The 22951-nt window shown below is 65.0% G+C and carries 21 protein-coding genes and 1 tRNA gene; 12 read left to right on the top strand and 10 right to left on the bottom strand.

Annotated elements, in window-relative coordinates:
• Nucleotides 1-311 precede the first annotated feature (311 nt).
• A complete protein-coding gene (locus AC3ENJ_RS06255) occupies nt 312-1397 on the top strand; it encodes a hypothetical protein (protein ID WP_431813414.1) in 1086 nt (361 codons plus the stop codon).
• Nucleotides 1398-1483: 86 nt separating this feature from the next.
• Here AC3ENJ_RS06255 and AC3ENJ_RS06250 read toward each other — a convergent pair whose 3' ends face one another.
• The 4 genes from AC3ENJ_RS06250 to AC3ENJ_RS06235 all read right to left on the bottom strand — a co-directional run bounded on the left by AC3ENJ_RS06250 (nt 1484) and on the right by AC3ENJ_RS06235 (nt 5497).
• Nucleotides 1484-2287 carry an amino acid ABC transporter ATP-binding protein gene (locus AC3ENJ_RS06250; protein ID WP_320414953.1) on the bottom strand — a complete coding sequence of 268 codons (804 nt, stop codon included), beginning with the start codon at nt 2285-2287 and terminating at the stop codon, nt 1484-1486.
• An 8-nt stretch (nt 2288-2295) separates the two neighbouring features.
• A complete protein-coding gene (locus tag AC3ENJ_RS06245) occupies nt 2296-3087 on the bottom strand; it encodes an amino acid ABC transporter permease (RefSeq protein WP_431813413.1) in 792 nt (263 codons plus the stop codon).
• A gap of 153 nt (nt 3088-3240) precedes the next feature.
• Nucleotides 3241-4011: an ABC transporter substrate-binding protein gene (locus AC3ENJ_RS06240; RefSeq protein ID WP_223841193.1), complete on the bottom strand. Its 771-nt coding sequence runs from the start codon at nt 4009-4011 to the stop codon at nt 3241-3243.
• An 88-nt stretch (nt 4012-4099) separates the two neighbouring features.
• The gene (locus AC3ENJ_RS06235) at nt 4100-5497 is read right to left on the bottom strand and encodes an isochorismate synthase (RefSeq protein WP_431813412.1); all 1398 of its coding nucleotides are present in this window, start codon (nt 5495-5497) and stop codon (nt 4100-4102) included.
• A 108-nt stretch (nt 5498-5605) separates the two neighbouring features.
• Between AC3ENJ_RS06235 and AC3ENJ_RS06230 the strand changes: the two genes are divergently transcribed.
• The 4 genes from AC3ENJ_RS06230 to AC3ENJ_RS06215 all read left to right on the top strand — a co-directional run bounded on the left by AC3ENJ_RS06230 (nt 5606) and on the right by AC3ENJ_RS06215 (nt 10016).
• A complete protein-coding gene (locus tag AC3ENJ_RS06230; RefSeq protein WP_431813411.1) occupies nt 5606-6877 on the top strand; it encodes a geranylgeranyl reductase family protein in 1272 nt (423 codons plus the stop codon).
• A gap of 22 nt (nt 6878-6899) precedes the next feature.
• Nucleotides 6900-7949, top strand: coding sequence for a polyprenyl synthetase family protein (locus AC3ENJ_RS06225; RefSeq protein WP_320414954.1), 1050 nt, complete (start codon nt 6900-6902; stop codon nt 7947-7949).
• A 100-nt stretch (nt 7950-8049) separates the two neighbouring features.
• Complete coding sequence (locus AC3ENJ_RS06220) at nt 8050-9825, top strand: sodium-dependent transporter (RefSeq protein ID WP_431813410.1); 1776 nt, start codon at nt 8050-8052, stop codon at nt 9823-9825.
• Entirely contained in the window at nt 9822-10016 is a 195-nt protein-coding gene (locus tag AC3ENJ_RS06215; protein WP_190806815.1) for a methionine/alanine import family NSS transporter small subunit, read from the top strand. The genes AC3ENJ_RS06220 and AC3ENJ_RS06215 overlap by 4 nt, the downstream gene beginning before the upstream one ends.
• A 112-nt stretch (nt 10017-10128) precedes the next feature.
• Here AC3ENJ_RS06215 and rarD read toward each other — a convergent pair whose 3' ends face one another.
• Both rarD and AC3ENJ_RS06205 read right to left on the bottom strand, forming a co-directional pair.
• Entirely contained in the window at nt 10129-11079 is a 951-nt protein-coding gene (rarD, locus tag AC3ENJ_RS06210; RefSeq protein ID WP_431813409.1) for an EamA family transporter RarD, read from the bottom strand.
• Nucleotides 11080-11110: 31 nt separating this feature from the next.
• Entirely contained in the window at nt 11111-12532 is a 1422-nt protein-coding gene (locus AC3ENJ_RS06205) for a DUF6882 domain-containing protein (protein ID WP_431813408.1), read from the bottom strand.
• Nucleotides 12533-12721: 189 nt separating this feature from the next.
• Between AC3ENJ_RS06205 and AC3ENJ_RS06200 the strand changes: the two genes are divergently transcribed.
• From AC3ENJ_RS06200 to htpX, 3 genes are all read left to right on the top strand, one after another.
• The gene (locus tag AC3ENJ_RS06200) at nt 12722-14089 is read left to right on the top strand and encodes an SseB family protein (protein WP_431813407.1); all 1368 of its coding nucleotides are present in this window, start codon (nt 12722-12724) and stop codon (nt 14087-14089) included.
• A gap of 553 nt (nt 14090-14642) precedes the next feature.
• A complete protein-coding gene (locus AC3ENJ_RS06195) occupies nt 14643-16967 on the top strand; it encodes a sigma-70 family RNA polymerase sigma factor (RefSeq protein WP_431813406.1) in 2325 nt (774 codons plus the stop codon).
• Nucleotides 16968-17005: 38 nt separating this feature from the next.
• Nucleotides 17006-17905 (top strand): zinc metalloprotease HtpX, encoded by a 900-nt coding sequence (htpX, locus tag AC3ENJ_RS06190; protein ID WP_190781296.1) that lies wholly within the window; start codon nt 17006-17008, stop codon nt 17903-17905.
• 79 nt (nt 17906-17984) lie between these two features.
• On the opposite strand, the gene AC3ENJ_RS06185 is transcribed toward htpX, so the two are convergent.
• Nucleotides 17985-18476 carry a YajQ family cyclic di-GMP-binding protein gene (locus AC3ENJ_RS06185; RefSeq protein WP_190781297.1) on the bottom strand — a complete coding sequence of 164 codons (492 nt, stop codon included), beginning with the start codon at nt 18474-18476 and terminating at the stop codon, nt 17985-17987.
• Nucleotides 18477-18684: 208 nt separating this feature from the next.
• Here AC3ENJ_RS06185 and AC3ENJ_RS06180 point away from each other — a divergent pair, with 208 nt between their 5' ends.
• Both AC3ENJ_RS06180 and AC3ENJ_RS06175 read left to right on the top strand, forming a co-directional pair.
• Complete coding sequence (locus AC3ENJ_RS06180; protein ID WP_431813405.1) at nt 18685-19002, top strand: hypothetical protein; 318 nt, start codon at nt 18685-18687, stop codon at nt 19000-19002.
• 96 nt (nt 19003-19098) lie between these two features.
• Nucleotides 19099-19180, top strand: a tRNA-Tyr gene (locus tag AC3ENJ_RS06175).
• A gap of 118 nt (nt 19181-19298) precedes the next feature.
• Here the strand turns inward: AC3ENJ_RS06175 and AC3ENJ_RS06170 are convergent.
• Nucleotides 19299-20075 (bottom strand): TetR/AcrR family transcriptional regulator, encoded by a 777-nt coding sequence (locus AC3ENJ_RS06170; protein WP_431813404.1) that lies wholly within the window; start codon nt 20073-20075, stop codon nt 19299-19301.
• Between the two features lie 55 nt (nt 20076-20130).
• Between AC3ENJ_RS06170 and AC3ENJ_RS06165 the strand changes: the two genes are divergently transcribed.
• On the top strand, nt 20131-20517 hold the full coding sequence (locus tag AC3ENJ_RS06165; RefSeq protein ID WP_431813403.1) for a VOC family protein: 387 nt from the start codon (nt 20131-20133) through the stop codon (nt 20515-20517).
• Between the two features lie 19 nt (nt 20518-20536).
• Here the strand turns inward: AC3ENJ_RS06165 and AC3ENJ_RS06160 are convergent, their stop codons facing one another.
• Nucleotides 20537-21607 (bottom strand): LLM class flavin-dependent oxidoreductase, encoded by a 1071-nt coding sequence (locus AC3ENJ_RS06160; RefSeq protein WP_431813402.1) that lies wholly within the window; start codon nt 21605-21607, stop codon nt 20537-20539.
• A 91-nt stretch (nt 21608-21698) separates the two neighbouring features.
• Between AC3ENJ_RS06160 and AC3ENJ_RS06155 the strand changes: the two genes are divergently transcribed.
• On the top strand, nt 21699-22079 hold the full coding sequence (locus AC3ENJ_RS06155; protein WP_431813401.1) for a thioredoxin family protein: 381 nt from the start codon (nt 21699-21701) through the stop codon (nt 22077-22079).
• A gap of 127 nt (nt 22080-22206) precedes the next feature.
• On the opposite strand, the gene AC3ENJ_RS06150 is transcribed toward AC3ENJ_RS06155, so the two are convergent.
• Nucleotides 22207-22920, bottom strand: coding sequence for a VIT1/CCC1 transporter family protein (locus AC3ENJ_RS06150; protein WP_431813400.1), 714 nt, complete (start codon nt 22918-22920; stop codon nt 22207-22209).
• Between the last annotated feature and the right edge of the window lie 31 nt (nt 22921-22951).

Here is a 22951-nt window from a genome sequence, read left to right as displayed (position 1 = left end):
CGCGGCCGTACCCTGCTGCCACGCTCCGCCACTCCACGTGCAGTCAGGGCCGTGCCGCGCATCTGAGGGGCCGTTGGAACCTTTTGGCGGGCGGAGAAGGGCTTCACCCTCACTTGAGGTGGGTTCGACGGCGCCACCGGCCCCTGTCGTGCGTAGCGCGCGTTCGCCATCGTGTCACCGCCGCTCACATCAGCGCCGCACCGGGTCACACCGCACCCGCAGATGGGTGCCCTCTTAATCGCAGCGCCGATCGCCGCGCGGAGCGCCCTCCACAGGTGCCGGGGTGACAACAGCTGGGGTGGGGAGACGGCGTGAACCGAGAATCCGACGACCGAGCGGCGTCGTCGGGCTCTAAGGTCCGTCCCATGCGAACTCTCGAAGCAATGGACCTGGGACCGAAACTGACGGCGCTGAGCGCCCGGGAATGGGAACGACGACCGCGGGAGCTGCGGCGCAGGCCGTACATGCACCACCTGGCCAGGGGAGCGTGGGTGCGCAGCGCTGAACCGCTGAGCGTTCAGCAGCGGTCGGTTCTGCTGCGGGAGCACCTGGAACGACACCGCGGTCAGGTGGCAGTGACCGGGCTGACGGCGCTCGAGATGTTGAACCTCCCTGTCGGTCACTCGTACGGCTGGGAACAACGCCTCTTGGGCCACGCCCCGGCGCCACGGGCTCGGGAGTACGCGGCGCGATCACACACAACACACTTGGCGTGGAACGGCACCAGGTTGTCATCGAGTCAACGACTGACGTGCGTATCCAAGTCGCTGGGGCTGCCGGGGATCGTGGGCCCGTGGGATTGTCCTCTGACCCACCCGGTGGAGGCACTCGTGGTCGCAGCTCCGGTCCTTCCCCTGTGGCGCATCACCGCGTGCGTGGATGCCCTGATGTCCCTGCGGGTCATGGCCGAGGGGCGCACGGTGGTCCAACCGCTTGCTGTGGATCATGTGGGGGAGCTGCTGAATCAGCTACCGCAGCGGGCCCAGAGCGTGGTGCGGGTTCGGCAGGCCCTGAAACTGGCTCAGGGGCCCACGATTTCTGCCATGGAAACTCTGCTCCGTTTGGTGCTCCTCACCTGCGGACTACCGCCCATGGAGACCAACCATCCGGTCATGATGGACGGAAAATATGTGTACCCGGACCTTGCCTGGCCCGCAGAAATGGTTGCCCTGGAATACAACGGGCGCCCGCACTGGGAGAACGGGAAGGCATACGGGGACGAGAATTATCGGATTCAACGCCTGCGGGATCACGGGTGGCAGGTCCGCGTGGTGGTCCTCAACGACCTCAGGGATCCCAAGCGACGCAGGGAACTCCTGCAGTGGTTGTTCCAGCACCTGGACCGAGAGCGCGCCAGGCGTACCCAGAGCCCACTGCAACACCTGCGGGGCCGTTAGAGCCCTCTCGCCAGCGAGAACAGGTTCTAACGGCCCCTCACGTGTGGTTGACGGTCCTGGCGGCCCCCAAGCCCGATCGGCGGCGCTTACTCCGGCGCGTCCACCTTGGTGGGGTTGAGCACGCGGGAGAGGAAGGACCGGGTGCGTTCGTGCTTGGGGGAGCCGATGACCTCGCGGGCGGGTCCCTCCTCGACCACCACGCCACCGTCCATGAAGACCACGCGATCGGCGACGTCGCGGGCGAAAGACATCTCGTGGGTCACCACGAGCATGGTCATGCCCTCGTTGGCGAGGGTGCGCATGATGGCCAGCACATCGCCTACGGTTTCCGGGTCCAGTGCGGAGGTGGGCTCATCGAAGAGCATCAAATCCGGGTTCATGGACAGTGCACGGGCAATGGCCACGCGCTGCTGCTGACCGCCGGAGAGCTGCCCGGGTCGCTGCTGGGCCTTCTCCGCCAGACCCACGCGTTCCAGGTTGGTCATGGCGGTCCGCTCGGCCTCCGTCTTGGAGCGTTTGAGCACCTTGACCTGGGACACGGTGCAGTTTTCCAGCACGGTCAGGTGCGGGAACAGGTTGAACTGCTGGAACACCATGCCCACGTTGCGGCGCATGGCATCCACGTCGATGTCCGGGTCGGTCACGTCAAAGCCGCTGACCGTGATGTCACCGGACTGCGGTTCTTCCAGCAGGTTGAGGCAGCGCAGCAGGGTGGACTTGCCGGACCCGGAGGGCCCGATCAAACACACCACTTCACCGGGGTGAACGGTCAGGTCGATGCCGCGCAGCACCTCGAGGTCCCCGTAGGCCTTGTTGAGTCCGCGTACGGACACGGCGGGTGCCTGAGATCCGGGGGTCGCCGGAGTGTTGTCGGTTGCAGATGTGGACACCGTGGCTCCTAGGAGGACTTCTTGACGCGGTCGGTCTTGGTTTCAAAGCGGCGGGACAGGAGACCCAGCGGCACGGTGATGATCAGGTAGCAGATGCCCGCCGCAACCAGCGGCGTCAGGCCCGCGCCGGCGCCGGAAATACCTTCGCGGCCGAACTTGGTGAGCTCATACTGGGCAAGTCCCATGCCCAACAGGTAGACCAGGGAGGAGTCCTTGGTCAGCAGGATGACCTCGTTGGTCAGCGGCGGCAACACGATGCGCAGGGCCTGGGGGATGACAATGGTCACCATGGCGCGGGTGTGGGACATGCCCAGGGACCGGGCGGCTTCGTACTGGCCCGCGGGAACGGCTTGCAGGCCGGCGCGCAGGGATTCGGCGATGTACGCCGCGGCCACCACGCCCAGGGCGATCATCACGGTCACGTAGTGATTGAACCGGAAGCCGAACGCCAACGGGATGCCGTAGCCCAGGGCCAGGAACACCAACAAGGCGGGGACGCCGCGGAAGAACTCGATGTAGAGGGTTGCGATCCACCGGTACGGCGCCACGGAGGACAGTTTCATGAGCGCCAGGATCACACCCAGGCTCAACCCCACCACGAAACCCAGTGCCGTATAGATGAGCGTGTTCTTCAAGGCAATGGTGATGATCCCGGGGAACTGATCCGCAATCACCGCGGGGTTGAACACTCGTTCGTACAGAATCTGCCAGTCCGCGAGAACGACCAGGGCGATCAACACCAGTATCAGCACGGCGTACTGGATGCCCCGCGACAGCTTGGCACGCTGTCGGGTGGTCATGGCCATCAGTTTTCTCCCTCAGTCATCACAAAAGTCATCCCAGAAATTCTCGTTCCATCATCTCGCACCGCGCTGACAACGGGTGCCGGGCGAGAGACTCGCCCGGCACCCGTTGCAGATCGACTCAGCTTCTACCATCAGCGGTTCGCCGGATCAGAGTCCGATCCACTCTTCGCGCATCTTGTCCATGGTGCCGTCCTCGTTGAGGCGGTCCAGGGTCTTGTTCACGGAATCGAGTAGTTCGGTGTTGCCCTTCTTCACGGCCACACCCAGGTTCTCGCCGGTGTCCACGGTCTCCACGATTTCGAGGTTCTCGTTGTCCTCCACGCGGTTGCCCAGCGTGGAGATGTTACCGGACACGGCCTTCACGCCGCCGGTCTCCAGGGACTGGAACATGAGCTCCACGTCCTCGAACTGCTGGACGGTGGCACCCTTTTCCTCGGCGTACTTCTCACCGGAGGTGGCCTGCTGCACTCCCACAGCGGCGTCGCCAATGGAGTCGAAGCTGGTGATGCCGGAATCCTTAGTGGTCAACAAGCCGATCTCGTCATTGAAGTACGGCTTGGAGAAGTCCATGGAGGCCTTGCGCTCATCGGTGATCCCCATGCCGGAAATGACCATTTCGCACTGGTCGGTATCCAGGGCAGCGCCGGACTCCAAGGTTTCGAAGTTCGCCTGGATGAACTCCTTTTCCTTGCCCTGGTCCTTGGCGATCTCGTCCGCCAGGGCCATGTCGAAGCCCACGACCTCGCCGTCGCGCTCGAACTCGAACGGGGGATAGGGCGAATTGGCGCACACGGTGAGCTTGCCGCCCTCGCCGCCGGCCTGGGAATCGGACTCGGACGTGGATTCGCAGCCGCTCAGGATCAGCCCGGTAGCGGACAGCAGGGCCAGTGCGGGCATTACGCGGCGAAGCTTGAACATGGGATCTCCCTCGGGAAGCAGTAACGCTGTGTAGTTTGTGGCAAACCTTACTACGCCGTTATTTCCGGCGCCCCGAACGCGGAGGGACTCAGGCGCGCGTAGCAGGCAGGGACTCGAGCATGGGTCGCAGTTTGGCCCAGGTCTCGGCCAGTTCGGCCCGGGGGTCGGATTCCGCAACGATCCCGCACCCTGCACTCACCCGGGCCCGCCGCGCATCGAGTTGCACCGCACCGCGCAGCGCGATACCCCATTCACCGTTACCGGAGGCATCGAGCCAGCCCACGGGGCCGGCGTACAAACCGCGATCCATGCGTTCGAGGTCTTCGATCACACCGCCGGCCACATCGGTCGGGGTTCCGCACACGGCCGCGGTCGGGTGAACGGCCTCGGCCAGTTCGAGCGGTGATGGCAAGGTGCCGTCGACACCGGTGCGCAGTTCGGCGCGGACGTCGGAGGCCAGGTGCCACACGTTGGGCAGGGCCAGGATGAAGGGTTCAGTCTCGCCGTGCACGGTCTCGGCATACGGTGACAGCCCCGCGAGCAGGGAGTCCACGGCGAACTTGTGCTCGCGTTGCTGCTTGTCGGATCCGCCCAGGGCCACACCGGCGAAGTCCTCCGGATTGGCGCCTTCCGGGAGGTCGCGCCGGTCCAGGGTTCCCGCGAGCACGCGCGCAGAGGCGGTGCCCTGCTTCACGCGGATCAGCATTTCCGGGGTCGCACCCAGCAGCCGCCCCGCGTCCGGGTCGTCGGTGCCACCGGGGCGCACGCAATACGTCCAGCACGAGTCGTACCGCTCACTCAGCCGCGCAAGTATCGCACTGAGCTCGATGGGCCGCCCCGCATCAACCACCACGTCGCGCGCCAGCACCAGCTTGTCCAGGTCACCCGCGCGGATCATGTCGACACCGTCCGCCACGGCGGCCATCCAGCGGTCCTCGTCCAGGGCACCCGGGGTCGCGGTGGGGTACGACGCCGCCGCCCGCTCCGTCTCGGGCGCATCTCGCGTGGGGAGCGCGGTCGGTGATTCGACCACGTGAGCCCGCCACGCGGCGTCGGCGTCGGAGACCGTGAGTGCCGCGCCACCGGTGCGGATCAGCGTGACCCACGCGCCGTGATCGTCGGAACCGATCACCAGTTCCGGGACCACGAGCCCCGAATCAGCGGTGGACGAGGGCGAAAAGGCGAAGGCCCCGAAAGCCAGCAGGCCGGTGCCGGGACGGTTTACACGGTCGTCCACGGCGGCGGAGTCACGCACGGCGTCCCACCACACGCGAGCGGAGGTGAAGCGGGTCCCGCCGCGCACCCGGAACTCGGCGGACCGGCCCAGCCCCACCACCCCTTGCCCGCGCAGGATCCACGTGGCCGGATCGCGGCTACCCAGGAGGCGGCGGACGTCCGAGTGGGTGGCGAAATGTGCGGCGGCCGGCACATCGGCCGCGGGCACCGTGAGAACGCTCATGCTGGGTGGGAAAGTATCGATGGTCATTGCCCTCCAGCATAGGTCGGCCGCGGGCGGAGAAAGCTCATCGGCAATGACACAATGGACGACGGACCGAGCAGTAACGGCTAGGGGCACACGGAGGGCCACAGCACAGTGAAGGTATTGATCAGCGGGGGCGGGCCCGCCGGAGCCACCGCGGCCTACTGGCTGGCCTCCCAGGGAATCTCCGTCACGGTGTTGGAGAAAATCAGCTATCCGCGCGAGAAAGTGTGCGGTGACGGATTGACCCCGCGCGCCGTGAAGCAAATGCAGCTCATGGGTCTGCCCCACCAGGCCGAGCACGGTTACAAGCGCAATCAGGGGCTGCGCCTGGTGGCCGCCGGGCGCACCGTGGAATTCCCGTGGCCCGAGCTCACCGACTTTCCCTCCTACGGGCTGGTGCGCACGCGTGCCGGTTTCGACGAGGATCTCATCCGGCATGCCCAGGGCGCCGGCGCCACCGTGATCGAACACCGTTCCGTGCAGGACGTGTTACGCGATGACACCGGTCGGATCGCGGGCCTGCGAGCCACCGTGATGGACCCCGCCACCGGGCGCCGGACCTCGCAGACCGAGGATCACCACGCGGATCTCGTGATGGCCGCGGACGGCAACTCGACCCGCACAGCGGTCGCGGCCGGTCTGCACCGCCGCAAGGACCGGCCCATGGGTGTGGCCGTGCGCACCTATTACCGCTCTCCGCGTTCGGAACTGGACTGGATGGAGGGCTGGCTCGAACTCGTGGACGGCACCGATCCCAAGCGGTCACTGCTGCCCGGCTACGGCTGGGTTTTCGGCGTGGGGGACGGCACCGCCAACGTGGGCCTGGGCATCCTGGACACCTCACCCGCGTTCGGCACCCTCGACTATCGCGCCGTGCTGCGCGACTGGGCGGCGTCCACGCCCGCCGAGTGGACCTTCGACCCCGAGCATCAAGAGGGCCGCGTGGGTTCGGCCGCCCTGCCCATGGCCGCCAACCGCACTCCGCACTACGTTCCCGGCCTCATGCTGCTCGGTGATTCCGCCGGGTTGGTGTCTCCGTTCAACGGCGAGGGCATTTCCAACGCCATGGAATCGGCGCTGTTCGCGGCCTCCTGCGTGGTGGATGCCGCAGCGGCCCACGGACCCCAACAGCGCGAGAATGCGCTGGCTCGCTATCCGCAGCTGGTACAGCACGAATGGGGCGCCCACTTCGTGCAGGGCCGTGCGCTCGCCGAACTCATCGGGCACCCGGCTTTATTGAGCGCGGGGGTGCGCGCGGGGATGCGCATGCCCCAGTTGATGCGGTTCGCGGTGCAGATCATGACAGAGCTCTCGGACCGCCCCGCCCGAACCGTGACCGACCGTGCCGTAGCGCTCATCGATGCGCTAACACCGGCCCGCTGAATTGTCGATAGAGTGGTACACCGTGACTGAAACCAGCCGACTGAATGGCTCATTGCGTTTGCCCGCAGGATTTGAGCTCATTGCCCGGGACGACCGCCTGGGTCCGCTCGTCGTGGAATCACTCGCGCAGATCGAAACGCGGCTGGAAGAGGCCCTGCGCTCGACCGATCACCTGGCGGACGTCACCGCGCGTCACCTGCTGCAAGCCGGCGGCAAACGCGTGCGCCCGCTGCTCACACTGCTTGCCGCGGAGGTGGCCGGCCAGGTCAATCAAAAGGTGATCGAAGCTGCGGCCGTGGTGGAAATGACGCACTTGGCCACGCTCTACCACGACGACGTGATGGATTCCGCCCCCCTGCGACGCGGTGTCGAGACCGCGCAGACGGTGTGGGGCAACTCCGTGGCGATCCTCACCGGTGATCTGATCTTTGCCCGCGCCTCCGCCATGGTCTCCGCACTGGGCCAGGAGCCCTTGTTGATCCAGGCTAAGACGTTCGAACGGCTGGTCATCGGGCAGTTGCAGGAAACCACGGGCCCCACGCAGGGCGAGGATCCCGTGGCCCATTACCTCAAGGTGCTGGCGGGTAAGACCGGTTCGCTGATTGCCGCCAGTGGACAGTACGGTTCCCTGTTGGGCGGAGCCCCGGGAGACGTCATCGACATGCTGGTCGAGTACGGCGAGAAGGTGGGCCTGGCCTTCCAGCTCGCGGACGACATCATTGATCTCACGGGACACGACGACGTCTCCGGCAAGACCCCGGGCACCGACCTGCGCGAAGGCGTGGACACGCTGCCCGTGCTCCTGCTGCGCCGGGATGCGAAGAGCGAGAACCCGTCGGTTGCGGATGCCGCCCGGGAGGTCCTGGACCTCATCGACGGTGACCTGGCCAGCGATGACGCACTGGCCCGAGCGGTGGCGGCCGTGGCCGCCCATCCCGTGTCCGAGGAGGCGTGGGACACGGCCAACCGGTGGGCCGATGATGCCATTGCCGCGATCCGGCCCCTGCCGGACACCGTGGCCAAGGCGGCACTGATCGAATTCGCCCACGCGGTGGTGCACAGAGAAGGCTGACACGTCAGTAAGCTGGGGACCATCCAAGAACCGCCCCGCTTTTCGCTGTGATCCAGTCGGATGCTCGGGCGGCATGTGTTCCCCCTGTGAGGATCATTGAATGTCCACTAAATCTTTACGTGGTGGCGCTTCCAACGAGGCTTTCTCCGGACGCACCATGTTCATCTTTGCCGCCATCGGTTCCGCCGTTGGTCTGGGCAATATCTGGCGTTTCCCCTATGTCGCGTACGACAACGGTGGCGGCGCATTCCTTATCCCTTACCTGGTCGCGCTGCTGACCGCGGGCATCCCGCTGTTGATGCTCGACTACGCGGTGGGCCACCGCTATCGGGGCTCCGCTCCGTTGGCGTACCGCCGGCTGCATCCCAAGCTCGAGGCCATCGGGTGGTGGCAGCTGGGTATCTGCGTGGTCATCGCACTGTATTACGCCGTGATTTTGGCGTGGGCCATGCAGTACACGATCTTCTCCTTCACCAAGGCGTGGGGGGATGATCCGGCGGCCTTCTTCATGTCCGACTACATGCGGGTCTCGGAAGAAGTCACCATCGGCTTCAACTTCATCTGGCCGGTCTTCATCGCCACGGCCATTGCCTGGTTGGCCGTGCTGGTCGTGCTCACGATGGGTGTGCAGAAGGGCATCGGCCGGATCAACTCAATCCTCATCCCGCTGCTCGTGGTCATGTTCCTGATCATGGTGGGCATCGCTCTGACCCTGCCCGGTGCCGCCGGCGGTCTCAACGCCCTGTTCACCCCGTCCTGGGAGGCCCTGGGTGACTCATCGGTGTGGGTTGCCGCGTACGGGCAGATCTTCTTCTCCCTGTCGGTGGGCTTCGGCATCATGATCACCTACGCCGCCTACCTCAAGCCCAAGTCGGACCTGACCGGGTCCGCGCTGGTGGTTGGTTTCGCCAACTCGAGTTTCGAGATCCTGGCGGGTATCGGCGTGTTCGCGGCACTGGGCTTCATGGCCTCGGCCGCGGGCACCGGCGTGGACGAGGTCGCGACCTCCGGTATCGGCCTGGCGTTCATCGCGTTCCCGACCATCATTTCGGAAGCGCCGTTCGGCGTGCTGATCGGTGTGTTGTTCTTCGGCGCGCTGGCCTTCGCGGGTTTCACGTCCATGATCTCGATCGTGGAAGTGATCGTGGCCGGTATTCGCGACAAGCTGGGCCTGAGTCGTCGCACCGCGGTGGCCGTGGTGGTGATCCCGTTGGCGGCCGTGTCGCTGCTGTTCTTCCCCACCACCACGGGTCTGAACCTGCTGGACGTCACCGACGCATTCGTCAACAACTTCGGCATTGTGGCGGCATCGCTGGTGTCGGTGCTCATGTTGACCGCCGGATTCTCCGCGCTACCCACCCTGCGAGATCACCTCAACTCGGTGTCCTCATTCAAATTGGGCCGCACCTGGATGATCGTGGCCGGTGCCGTGACACCCGTGGTGCTCGGGTACATACTGATCGACCAGCTCACCCTGAACCTGGCCGAGGGTTACAACGACATGCCCGCGTGGTTCGTCAACGTGTTCGGCTGGGGCATGGCCGGCGGCCTGGTGGTCATCGCGTACCTGCTGTCCAAGCTGCCCTGGTCCCGTCGCACGGCGGCCGCCTTCACCAGCCCCGCGCCCAGCGTGCAGGACGCCTACCTGGACCGCGACCTGCTGACCCAGGACAGATCCTTCACCCACTACCGGGACACCGCCATGCGCAGCCCGGCGCTGGACCAGGATTACTCGCTGCGTGCTATCCAGCACGGCACGGTTGTCCGCCAGCGGGCTCCGTGGGAAGACGACAGGACAGTCACCAACGACGCCGCCGCGGCGTCCCGTTCCGCGGGTCAGCCCACCCGTGACAACCACGAAGGAGGTGCCCGATGAGCACCACCGCCATTGTCATGTTGATCGTTGCCATCGTGTTGGTGTGGGGTGGGCTACTGCTGTCCATCGTCAACATCCGGCGCTCACCGGAAGAAGTCGACGAGCTGGACCCTGACTACCCGGAGCAGCCCGACGAATTCGGTCACCCGGAACCGGAGGAGCGCTCCCGAGTGGGTGAACCGAGCCGCTGACCGGGCGTCGTCGTCACCCGGCGAACATATGTGCGAAGGCCGGGGCGCACCCGGATCCCACGAGGGAGGCAGGTGCGCCCCGGCCTTTGTGCTACCCAAGAAAGAACGGTGCTTAAGCGGTAGCCCGCTTCCGTTGCAGCCGGCGTGCGCGGGGCGCGCGAACGGCGTCGAGAATCATGAGGAGCACGGCGCACCAGACGATACCGAACCCGATCCAGCGTTCCAACGGCATGGATTCGCCCAGGACGGCGATAGCCAGAATGAACTGACCGATGGGGGCCACATATTGGATCATGCCCACGGTGCTCAGGGGAAGCCGGGCGGCTGCGGAACCGAACAGCAGCAGGGGCACCGCGGTGATGATGCCAGAGGAGGCCAGCAGCCAGAAGTGGCCGGCGCCTTCGGAGAACAGCGTGACCTGGCCCTGCGAGTTCAACAAGATCATGCCGGCCAGGGCCAGGGGAGCGATGGCGACGGTTTCGCCGGTGAGTGTCACGAGTGCCGGGTAGCGACCGCCGATGGTGGACTTCACCAGTCCGTAGAATCCGAACGAGAACGCGAGCCCCAGGGACAGCCACGGCACGGAACCGTAGAACACGGACATCACCAGCACCGCCAGGAACCCCATGACAATGGCGGCCCATTGCAAGGGCCGCAGTTTTTCACGCAACACGATGACACCCAGCAGCACGGCCACGATGGGGTTGATGAAGTATCCCAGGGAAGCTTCCAGCGTGCGCTCGGTGGTGGTGGCCACGGTGTAGAGCAGCCAGTTCCCGGCGATCAGCAACCCCGCAATCATGAGAGCGATGACCGCCTTGCCATCCCGGAAGAGCTGCTTCATGGTGCCCAGGGAGCGCGTGAGCGCCAGTAGGATCAGGCAGAAGATCAGGGAGAACAGCACGCGCGCCGATACGATCTCGTACGCGGTGGCGGGCAACAGCAGAATGAAATACAGGGGTAGCAGACCCCAGATGCCGTAGGCACCAAAACCATAGAGAAAACCGGCCCGGGTCCTTTTCTTCCGATCAGGTCCCGGACCGGTTTCCACGTTGTAAGTCACCATCCGATCCTAACGGTGGACGGCCCTACGGTCACACACCGAAGAAGCGGCTGAAGAATCCCTTCTTCTTCTCGCCCTTCTTCTCCAACTGCTCATTGGTCTCGACCTCTTCGCCGTCGACCACGGCGGGTGCGGAGATGTCCTCGACCGCGTCGGGGCCGGCCACGGTTTCGCGGCGGGCGGCGGTGTCGTGCCCGCGTTCCTCCCGGACTTCGGTAATGCGAGGCTCGTCACGGGTCGCGCGCTCGTCGCGGTCAACCATGGCGGGCTCCTCCTCCCGGGAGACACCCGGCTGAGAGGCCGCGAGGTCCGGCTCGGGGATACGCGCCATGGTGGTGGTGTTCGGCTGCGGAGAAGCCTCGGGGCCCGCGGTGGTTTCGGGCACCTCTTCCGGGTCCGGCAGCACGGTGGTCTGCACCCGACCGGGGACGGCCGGCTCCCGGGTGGGTTCCTGGTCGAAGGGGCGGTCGCCGTCGCGCAGCTCGCCGGCGGCAACGGCAACGTCCTCCGCGGGCTGTTCCGGTTCCGGGGCGGAGATGTCCTCCGCGGACAGTTCCTCGGGCAGGGGCTCCTCTTCCGGGGCCGACGCCGCCTTGGCCGCCTCGCGCTCGCGGCGCTCGTTCTCCGCGGACTCGCGTTCCCGCTCGTTCTGCTCCTCTGCCTCGGCGCGTTGGAGTTCACCCAACTGCACGGCGAGCTTCATGGCGACCCGGCGGTCCTCGCTCAGTGCCTCCCGGTGGGTCTCGGCCTGACGCTCCAGATCTTCGAGTTCCGCACTGCCCACGGAGGGCTCCGCGGGTTCCACACCGGTAATCTGGTGGTCGTCGAACCAGAAGCGCTGAGCGCCGTCGTGAACGGTGACCACGCAGGTGGCGTCCGTGTCCCACTCGACGTGGGCGCCGCGCAGGGCGGCGTAACTGTTCACGGCCAGGTTGTGGTCCACGGCGGTGTCGGTGGTCAGTGACTCACCGATGACCTGCATCATGCGCTGTTCGCTCAAACGTGGCAGCTGGAAGGCCTCACCCTCGAGGAGCAGCCACGCGGTGATGTTGCCGCCGGCGCGGGCAGGGTAGTGGGCGTACAGGCCCGTGACCGCTTTGGCCGCCAACGTGAGGCGGCGGGCAAGCCCGTCCTGGAGGGGCTGCTCATCGGTGGTCAGCTCTTCGACCTCCAACCGCTGGCCGGCCTCCCTGGCCTGGACGGCGGCGGAGACGACCTCCGGGTTGAAATGGCCCAGCTCCTGCCAGGACCAGATCCAGCTACCGCGCGAAGCGGATTCGGTGCCCAGCAGGTACGGGGTGAGCGTGACCGGCGGGGTGGTTTGCAGGGTGAACGACGGCGCGGAAAAATCCACGTCCCAATCCGCACCCTGAGACAGCTCCGCCAGCACTGCCTGGTATTCGGTGGAGATGAAAATAGAAGCGTCGATCAGCTCCTGCAACGTTTTTGTCATAGCACCCAGGCTAACAACTGGCACGGCACCTCCGCGCAGCCCCTGCCGGTTTTCACCTCCTCTGGCAGAAACATCCCAGGCTGCAGACCCTCCCGCCGCGTTGGATAAGGTTGCTGCACAAGGACCGCGGGGAAGCCCGCGTCAGTCAACGGGCACCGGACGGCCGGGCCGAAGGGAACACAACGAACCATGACCTCAGCTCCGCACGCCGAACAGGACCCGGGTACACGCAGCGAACGCGAGCTGGTGGCGGAGATCGGACGTTGGGTTTTGTCGGTCTTGCGGACCGAGCCCGGATGGGATTCCACACGCGTCGATTTCAAACCGCAGGGCGACCGGGTGTATTTGCGGGTCGCCGAAAACCGGGGCGGAACGGCGATCCCGGGTGCAGCGGGACCCATCAAGCAGGGCAGCCCCGTGCTGGAATCTCTGGCCGAATTGCAGCGCAGTTGTTACTTGAAGGGCCGTGGAACGTGGTTCACCGTCACCATCACGATTATCGCCGTGGGGTGGCCCGAACCCGACTATCGCTTTGCCGCGCGGTACAACTTCCACGATCTGCCGCAGCCGTTCTTGGACGAGGGCCGCTACGAGGCTCAGGACATCGCCGCGCATCTGGGTGAGTTCCCTCGCACTGCGGCACGCACACCGGAGTGGGCTACCGGCATCGCCGCAGAACAGGGCATCGATCTCGAGTTCGTGGACCCGAGCGAGGACCACAGTGCCCAGGCTGAGCACGCCCACCCCCGCTTGCGCGCGGCGATCGCCGAGTACGTGGCACACCCCGTGGACCAGGCAATGGCCAACGTCCTGCGAGAGGCCATGACCGGCACGGTACTGCTGGACATCACCGGGTCGGACCTGGTGCCGGGTGAGGGCGGTCAACCGGTGGGGCCGGAATCGCACATCCGGGTGCAGGCACTGAGCCAGAAAGAGGGCACTCGTGCCTTGGCGGTGTATACGACCACGGATGAGGCGCGCACAGTGTTCAGGGAGAACAACAAGGATCACGAGAGGACGGAACCGGTGTTGTTCCGGCAGCAGTCCGCGGCCGTGCTCAACATGGTGGCCACGGACCCGCAGTACGACGAACTGGTCCTCGATCCCGGGGGAGAGAACCCCATGCGCATCGGGCGGGAACAAATTCAATGGGTCAACCGGACCCCGCACAACCTCGCGGTCAAGGAAGCCCTGCTGGACAACAACATGTCCGGGTTGCTGGCGGCGCTCCTCAATCCCAACGGCCAGTTGCTCTTCGGCACGCGTGACCGTGACGGAAAATCCATGCCCGTCATGGTCCAACCCCAGGATCCGAACGCCGCACCGGACACCATCATGGTGTTCACCTCGGCCGCGGAAATCGCCGCACTGGACACCAGCCTTCAGGTTCGTGCCGCGCCGTCACGTGAAGTCCTCAAGTTCGCGGTGGACTCTGGGGCGGCCGGGGTGTGCGTCAACGCTCTGCCCCCGGTGGCCACCATCCCCGCGCAGCAGGTACGAGAGCTCCTGGATCTCGTGGCCCAGCAGGAGAAGCAGCGGCACGACGAACAGCGTTAATCCCCGCGCTGCCGGTTCATGCGGCCATGACTGCGTTCCTGATCCGGGCCACCAGCATCTTGTCCGAGGAAATCACCGTTCGCTATGGCTACGTCCAGGTCGCGCCGTGTATCGGGGGATCCCTGCTCGCCGAACGCAACGTGCTTTCCCCGCTGGTCGCTGTGGGCGTCTCAACGAAGGTTTCAAAATTTCTTTCTGATCTCGCGTCACGATTCGGGTGCCGGGCTGTCTACATAGTGAATCGCGCGCGGGCTGCACGCGATTCCGGACGGTCTTAGCGCTCGGGGGCCGACGTACCGCCGCAGTTGGAGCATGAGGACCGGGGAGGGCCCTGCGCAGCGGTGGGCTAGAGCGACCACATTCCGAGCGGGCTGCTCGGAAGGGGGGAGGGACGGGTGAGATAGGAGACGGGGGTGCGGGTCTGGGGAGTAACCGCACCCCCGGCCCACCTTCCGGGCTGAATAGTCTCAGTTGTGTCACAGTCGGTATCTCGGCCTGACAACCGCCGATGTGCTGACACAATGGGTGGACCCGTCAGCACTGCGAAGGCGCCATGGAAGACACTCGACGACCCACCCCGCGGGATGGCCAACAAAATTCGACATCAGCGGCCAATGATGAGCCATTACTCGATGCTGTCCGCAACGGCGATCGTCAGGCCTTCGCGGAACTGTACAAGCGCCACTGCGGGGCTGTGTTCGCTGTTGCCCGCCTTCACACCAACAGCCACGCCGAGGCGGAGGACATCACCTCGGAGGCCTTCACCCGGGTACTTGCGCTCCTGCAGTCCGGTGGTGGTCCACAGCAGTTCTTGCGCGCATACCTGGTCACCGCTGTGTCCCGCCTGGCGGCCGATCGCGCAAATGACCTCAATCGGGCCCAGCCTCAGGAGCCCCACGAGCAGGGCAAACTGGACCGGGTCCAACTCTTCGACGACATCGTGGTGCGTCAAGTGGACGCCGCTGTCGTCGCGCGGGCCTTCGCATCCCTGCCCGAGCGTTGGCAAGAGGTGCTCTGGTACCTCGAGATCGAGGGTTATCGGCCGCGCCAAGTGGCCTCCGTGGTGGGCATTCGACCCAACGCCGTCTCCGCACTGGGCAAGCGCGCTCGCGAGGGCCTCCGGACGGCGTACATGCAACAACACGTATCTGCGCAGGCCCTTGAGGAGTGCGGCGAATACTCCACGCAGCTGGGGGCCTTCGTGCGTGGCACGCTCACACCGTCCAAGATGAAGCTCATGCAGGACCACCTTGATTCCTGCCAACGATGCACGGCGGAGTACCTTCAACTGCAGGATCTGGGTGTGGGCCTGCGCGGTTGGATCCTGCCCGTCCTGGCGGGTCTGCCGCTTTGGGGTGATGCCCCTGATCGCTTGATTGCCGCACTCGGCACGGCGGGTGCCGGCAGCGCCGCCGGTGCTTCCGGCGTAATGTCCGCTACCACGACGCCGCTCGGGGCCTACGCCCCAGGGGCCTCGGTTCCCGCTGCGGCAACAGCAACCACGGCGGCGTCGGCAACGGCAGCGTCCACCGCCTCGGTTTCGGCAGTCACCGCTGCGGCGGGCGGAGTCATCACCGGTTCGACCACAAAGGTCATTCTTGCTGCCGCCGGAGTGGCCGTTGCGGGGACCGGCACCGCCGGCATCGTGGCCACCGCCCAGCAGGACTCGTCAGAGGTGGTGAACTCTCAACCGGCGCAACCGGCGCAACCGGCCACGAACGGCCATGGCGGCGGTTCTATGGGTTCTGTGGGAGATCCGCATAGTACGGGCGCTCCCGATAGAGGCGACGAATCCATCGGGTCGTTGCGGTCCCCGGCGCCTGAACCCTCGGCCGCCAGAGACGACCCTTCAGGAATCCGTCTACCCGCAGCCCGTGAAGATTCGGTGGTCCCGCAGCTCGAGGTGCCGTTGACGCCCGTGCTGCCCGGCCCCGTGGCGCTCGGTGAATCTCCGGGCCCAGAAGTGGCAGGCCCGCCTGACAACCCGGCCGAAGACTCGTCCGATGACGTCGGGGACGGTGGGACGCCCGAGGTCCCCGGACCCGTCGAGACGTCGGATCCGGTGGTGCCTTCGATCCCCGAGGTGCCCGGGCCCGTTGAAACTCCGGATCCGTTGATCACCCCCGTCCCCGAGATTCGCGAGCCGGTCGAGACATCGGATTCGGTGGTGCCTTCGGTCCCGGAGGTTCTCGAGCTGGTTGAGACGCCGGGTCCGGTGGTGCCTTCGGTCCCCGAGATTCCCGGGCTGGTTGAGACGCCGGATTCGGTGGCGCCTCCGGTCCCCGAGATTCCCGGGCTGGTTGAGACGCCGGATTCGGTGGCGCCTTCGGTTCCGGAGGTTCCCGGGCTGGTTGAGTCGCCGGATTCGGTGGTGCCTTCGGTTCCGGAGGCTCCCGGGTCGGCTGAGATGCCGGATCCGGTGGTGCCTCTAGTCCCCGAGGTTCCCGGTACAGATGATGCCGGCACGGATGATCCCGGTCCGGCCGATCCGAACGGCACGAGCGGGAACGAAAACCGCACCGACACCCCCGTCACGCCCGACACCTCGGTAATTCCCGACACTCCCGGAGCCCAGCCGAGCACGCCGGAAATCGAAGCCCCTGCGACGCCCGGAGCGCCGTCGTTGCCCGAGGAACCGCCGCTGACCGGGCCGGACACCGAGCCGGCGGTTCCAGCCATCGACCCAACCGTGTCGTCGCCGACTGTTCCGGTAACCGAACCAACGCAACCCGCGCCGGATCCCACTGACTCGTTGGCTGCCCCGGACGTGACGGTGCCCGAGAATCCCAGCGACGTTACAGGGCGGTGGGGAACAGTTCCCAGCGGATGGACGTTGACTGATTGGATCGCGTATTTACTCACCGGTGTGCGCCCGTAATTGCTGCGCGGTAGGCCCGGTGCGGAGGAGAAGGTGGAATGCATAAGCATTACAACGGGCTGAAAACCGTGTTGCTACTGGGCGGCATGTGGGCGGTGTTGCTGGTGATCGGCGCGGTCATTGCCGGAGCGACCCGTAGCTCGGTGTTCATCGTGATTTTCGCGGTGGTCGGTCTGATCGGCACGGCCTACAGCTACTGGAACTCGGACAAACTGGCCATCCGTTCCATGCGGGCAATCCAGGTGACACCGCAGCAAGCACCCAGCATGTACCGCATCGTGCATGAACTGTCGCAGCGGGCGGGTCAGCCCATGCCGCGTTTGTACATTGCCCCCACCATGAGTCCCAATGCGTTTGCGACCGGCCGAAACCCGGAGAACGCTGCCGTGTGCTGCACGGAAGGAATCCTCCAGATCTTGGACGAGCGGGAGCTGCGCGGGGTCCTGGGCCACGAGCTGATGCATGTTTACAACCGCGATATTTTGACCTCTTCGGTGGCGGCAGCCGTGGCGGGGCTCATCACGTCAGCCGCGCAATTCCTGCAGTTCGCCGCCATCTTCGGTGGCCGCGGCGGGGATCGCGGTGGCAACCCGCTGGTGACCTTGCTCATGGCCTTCTTGGCTCCCGTTGCCGCCATGGTCATCCAAATGGCCATCTCACGGACCCGCGAATACGACGCCGACCAGGACGGCTCGCAGCTCACCGGTGACCCGCTGGCGCTCGCATCCGCACTGCGCAAAATCGAGGGCGGCGCCTCCCAACGCCCGATGAATCCTGACGATCAAAAACTCGTCAACACCTCGCACCTGATGATCGCCAACCCGTTCCGGGGTGGCGGACTCAAAAGCATGTTCCGCACCCACCCGTCGACCGATGACCGCGTGGCTCGGTTGGAGAACATGGCGCGCAGCGGAGGTTTTTACGGCCGCACCAACTGACGAGTGAGCATCCACAGAAAAAAGCCGTGACCCCAATCCGGGTCACGGCTTCCTTCTTTCCCGCCAGGGCGGGCTCATCTTAGCGGTAATTGACGAACTGCAAATCCACGTCGAGTTCTGCTCCCTTGAGCAGGGCAATGATGTCCTGCAAATCATCGCGAGACTTGGAGGACACGCGTAGCTCGTCGCCCTGGATGGTGGCCTTCACTCCCTTGGGCCCTTCATCACGAATGAGCTTGGTGATCTTCTTGGCCTGGTCCTGGGCGATGCCCTCCTTGATGGTGGACTCGATGCGGTACTCCTTGCCGGAGGCGTAAGGTTCACCGTCGTCCAAGGACTTGAGGGAAATGCCGCGTTTGACGAGCTTGGACTGGAACACGTCCAGAACGGCCTGGGCTCGTTCCTCGGAGTTGGCTTTGATCAAGATCTTCTCGCCTGAGAAGTCGATCTCGGCACCCACCCCGCGGAAGTCGTAGCGCTGGGACACCTCTTTCTGGGCCTGATTGAGGGCATTGGAAACTTCCTGCTTGTCTACCTTGCTGACCACGTCGAACGAAGATTCTGAAGCCACGATGTTCCTTTCGCTGGGTGTTGGAGGCGTTCTGCTGACTCTTACGGACCAGCCTAGTGCTCGTCCCGGTCCCGCCGTCGTTATCAACTTGTCACCGGGAGCACAGGCGGGGTTCAGGACCACGGGTAAGGATGAGTCCATGACTCAGATCGACCGTAGCCGTTCTGCTTCTGCCCATCATTCTTCCTTGTCAGGACGGGTTTTACCCATGAAAAAGCCGCGTATCCGTGTGCCCGGTGTCGAGGCGTCCAAGTCCGCACTCCGCCGGGGCAGTGGCGCCCTCGCGGGAACTGCGCTTGCCGCGGGACTCATCGTCGGCGGTTCCGGAGCGGCCCAGGCCCAACCACCCCGCGTGCTGCCAACTCCTCCCGCTGTTCAGCCCAATGCGGTGACCGTCCAGAGCGTGGCGGTGCAGCGGCGCCTGGCCGGCATTCGTCAGGACCTGGATCGCGCGGTCGCTGTGGGTGATGTCACTCGGGAGCAAGCGGATGCTTTTGCGACCAAAATTGTTCGTCATATGAACTGATCGGGCTAATTTTGGACTCGGGGTCATCCCTGTGTAATGTTGAGGTGCTCCCGCTTGCGGGGGCACCTTATTGCTCATTCACGTGAGTGATGCCGCGGCAGATTACCCGAGCGGCCAAAGGGGGCTGACTGTAAATCAGCTGGCTATGCCTACGGGGGTTCGAATCCCTCATCTGCCACAGCGAAAAACCCGGACCGGACGGCCCGGGTTTTTTCATGTCCGCGTTCCAAGACTTCCCAGCTGGATTCTACGAATCCGATGAGCTGTAACCCGCGGCTGAGCGGTGCCGAGATCTCCTACGCAATGGATTCGTCTACCAGAGCACCCAATCCTGCCAACACGCACTGAGTGCCAAAGCTGTAATTGCTGCCGGCGTCGTAGGTTCCGCCCCGGGCCCGGCCCGCCGCGGTGCCAACGCGCGTGGCCAGCGGGTAGTCACTGCCAGAAACCAGCTCCTCAAGGGTTGGCCCCGCAGCCTCCCACCAGTCCCTACCGGAAAGTGCCAGGGTCTCTTGTCCGATGAGGTCCGCTGCGGCCGAACGTGCAAAATTGCTGACGAAAGTCAGCGTCGCGTCCAAGGTCACATCGTTGAGCCCCAGAGGTTGAAGGCATTGCAGCTGGCGTTCGTATCTTCCCAAAAAGCCGGGGCCCAGTACCGGCTGTTCAGTATGAACGGTCAGGAGCCAAGGGTGGGACGAGTACAGCTGAAATGTGTCGTCCATGACGGCCCGCACTTGATCGCGCCAGGGCGAAGAATGGGGCAAGGTTGCGGCTGAATCAGCGAACACTTGGTCGGTCATCAGTGCGAGCAGGCTCGCCTTGTCAGGGACATGGGAGTACAACGTCATGGGTTTCACCCCCAGATCCGCAGCCAGCTCCCGCATGGTCAGATTTTCCAGCCCAGCCGAGTCGGCCCTGGAGATGGCCGCTGACACCACGCCCGTTGTGGTGATCCTGGGACGGGGCCCGGGGCGCTCAGGTTGGTTCGTGCGGGGTCGCCACAGCAGGCGGAGATGTTTCTTGACGGCGTCGCGATCGAGGGAGGCGGAAGATTCTGGAATTAATCGTGACATGAAGGCATCCTAGTTATTATCGTACGTTGTACGCTAATAATCTTAGGGGTCAGCCATGAACATCACCGCTTCCGCCATCTCCCTCAACGTCGCGGACGTTTCTGCGTCTGCACTGTTCCTTGCTGAACACTTCGGCTTCCGTGAGGTCATGTCCCAGGACGGATTTGCGTCGCTGGCACATGACGATGCCGGGTTCAACGTGGTGTTTCTTCGCGCGGGGTTAAAAACGTTCAAACCTCGCAGCCACGCGGGCGCGGTGGGTCCCGGTCTGCTCGTCGTTTTCGAAGTGGACGACATAGATGCAGAATGGGACCGCTTGCGGTCCCGGAACCTGACCATCCCGACCCCCATAGAGACCGAGCCCTGGGGTGAGCGCTACTTCCAGGTTCTGGATCCCAATGGCGTGATCATCCAGCTGGTCCAGTGGGTGCAGGCTCCCTGAGGGGAAGTTCCGGATGCGGTTACCGGTCCCGGCCGTGCATGTGCTTTTCGCGCAGCTGCGGCAGCACCTGTTCACCCAGCAGACGAACCGTACGGATGGCCGTGTCATGCGGTAGCCCGTTGACGTCCACGCGCAGCAAGATTCTTTCCAGGTCCAGTTCACGATGCAGCATGGAAAGCTTTTCGACCACGTTGCTCACACCGCCCACCAGGAGCGACCCGGCCGGGGCGCACTGAGCCGCGAATTCCTCGAGGGTCCATATCGGGTCCTCCGGAGAGGCCGCCCCGTAGGTGCGGGCACCCGCCGAGAAGTAGGGGTGCGCCAGCTCGACGGCCGCTTGCCAGGGGTCGGTTGTGAAGTCGTCGGGGACCACCAGGGCGGGTAAAGCGAGACCCACCCGCGCCGAGGTGTGATCCCCGAAACCGCGCAGGGCTTCGCGGTAGGCCTTGATGTACGGCATGAGGTTGCGCCATTCGCCCTCCATGACGTTGAGCACGACACCGAGTCCGTGCCCCGCCGCGCGCAGGACCGACCTGGGCGAGCCCGACGACGCCGCCCACACCAGATCTCGTGGGTCCCGCCCGGTAGCGGGTAGTTCGACGTTGCGGGCATGGTCGCGGAAGTCGCCGAGCAACTCGGACGGGCCCGGGCGAAGTACCTCGAGGAGCTGATCAAGGCGTTCCTCGAAAATTTCTTCCTGCAGGTGCGACTCGACGGCAAACATGTCCAGGTCCCGGGGGAGTGCGCCCCTTCCGGCCACGAGGTCCGCGCGGCCGTTGGAGAGCAATGACAGGAGGCTGAGCTGTTCGGCAATGCGAATCGGGTCCGCGGTCGTGAGCACGCTGGCGGTAGCGCTCAACCGGATCCGCTCGGTGACCTGGGAGAGCGCGGCAAGCAACAGGAACGGGTCCTGATTGATCCGATGAGGCCCGTGACCCTCACCGATACCCATAATGTGTAGCCCCACGGATTCTGCCGTTCTGGCCAACTCCAACACGTTCGTAAGGCGTTCCGAGGGACTCGGGCGCTGACCCGTCGAAAGATCCGGGGCGATCTCTCCCCACGTCATGATGCCAAGCTGTGGGTTCACGCGGTTCCTTTCGGGATCGCTTATCGGGCGGGCTCTTGTGCCAGCAGTGAACGCTCTGGGGTTGCGGGTGGCGGCGTTTTAGGCTGGGTCCATGGCTACTGTAGACATCACCCAAGACACTCTGGGCCAGACCATCTCCGACAATGACATCGTGTTGTTGGACTGGTGGGCGGACTGGTGCGGACCCTGCAAGCAGTTTGCTCCCACCTACGAGGCCGCTTCCGAGCAGCACTCGGACATCGTGTTCGGCAAGGTGGACACCGAGGACCAGCAGGGGCTGGCTGCTGCCGCACAGATTTCATCCATTCCCACTCTCATGGCGTTCCGTGAGGGCATCCTGGTCTTCTCACAACCCGGTGCCATGCCGGGCAACGCTTTGGACCAGGTCATTGACGCGGTCAAGGGGTTGAACATGGAAGAGGTTCGCGCCGAGGTCGAGAAGCAGGCCGCCGAGGGCGAGCAGGCCAACTGACCCAGCACAAGACTTAAACCCCGCGGGGGCGCTCTCTCATGGGAGAGCGCCCCCGCGTCTGTCCACGGTCGAACTCTTCGGGTGCATCAACCCCTGCCCGGCCACCCCTCACGTTCACGAATGGTGCCTAAGCGGCGGTGACGCCCAGCAGTGATCCTATGAGGAACGTGGCTCCGAGGGCGAGTGCACCACCTATGGCCACGCGAGCGGACGCGCGCCCCACGTGCGGGGTGCCACCCAGCCGGGCGCCCAGAGTGCCCGTGATTGCCAGGGCAGCGAGCACGGCAACGAATGTGACGGGAATCCGCCATTCCGGCGGGGGTAGCAGGATGGCGAGCATGGGGAGAATCGAGCCGAGCAGGAAAGCCAGCGCCGATGCCCACGCCGCAGCCCACGGGCTGGGAATGTCCTCGGGATCGATACCCAACTCGGCATCCAGGTGCGCGAGCAGCGCATTGCGTTCGGTGAGTTCAACCGCCACTTGCCGGGCCGTGTCGCGAGACAGGCCGCGAGACCGGTAGATGTCGGTCAGCTCTTCCAGCTCGGCCTCCGGCATCTGCTGGAGCTCCAGCACTTCTTTGGCGATCAGGGCCTCTTGCGAGTCCTTCTGGCTGGACACCGACACGTATTCTCCCAGGGCCATGGACAGTGCGCCGCCGATGACCGCAGCTGAGCCGGCAACGAGAACTGGCCAAGAATCGGAGGTCGCACCGGCGACGCCGACCACCGTGGCAGCCACGGACACAATGCCGTCGTTCGCGCCCAGGACCCCGGCGCGGAGCTTGTTGAGTTTATCGGCGTACTTGTCGTTGTGGGGTTCGGTGAGGACATGCTCGCTCATGCGCCAAGTCTGCTCCGCCACCCCACGGTTA

Source organism: Kocuria sp. cx-455 (assembly GCF_057707085.1).
The sequence above is the reverse complement of the archived record's forward strand: the minus strand, read 5'-3'. Positions and strand labels throughout refer to the sequence as shown.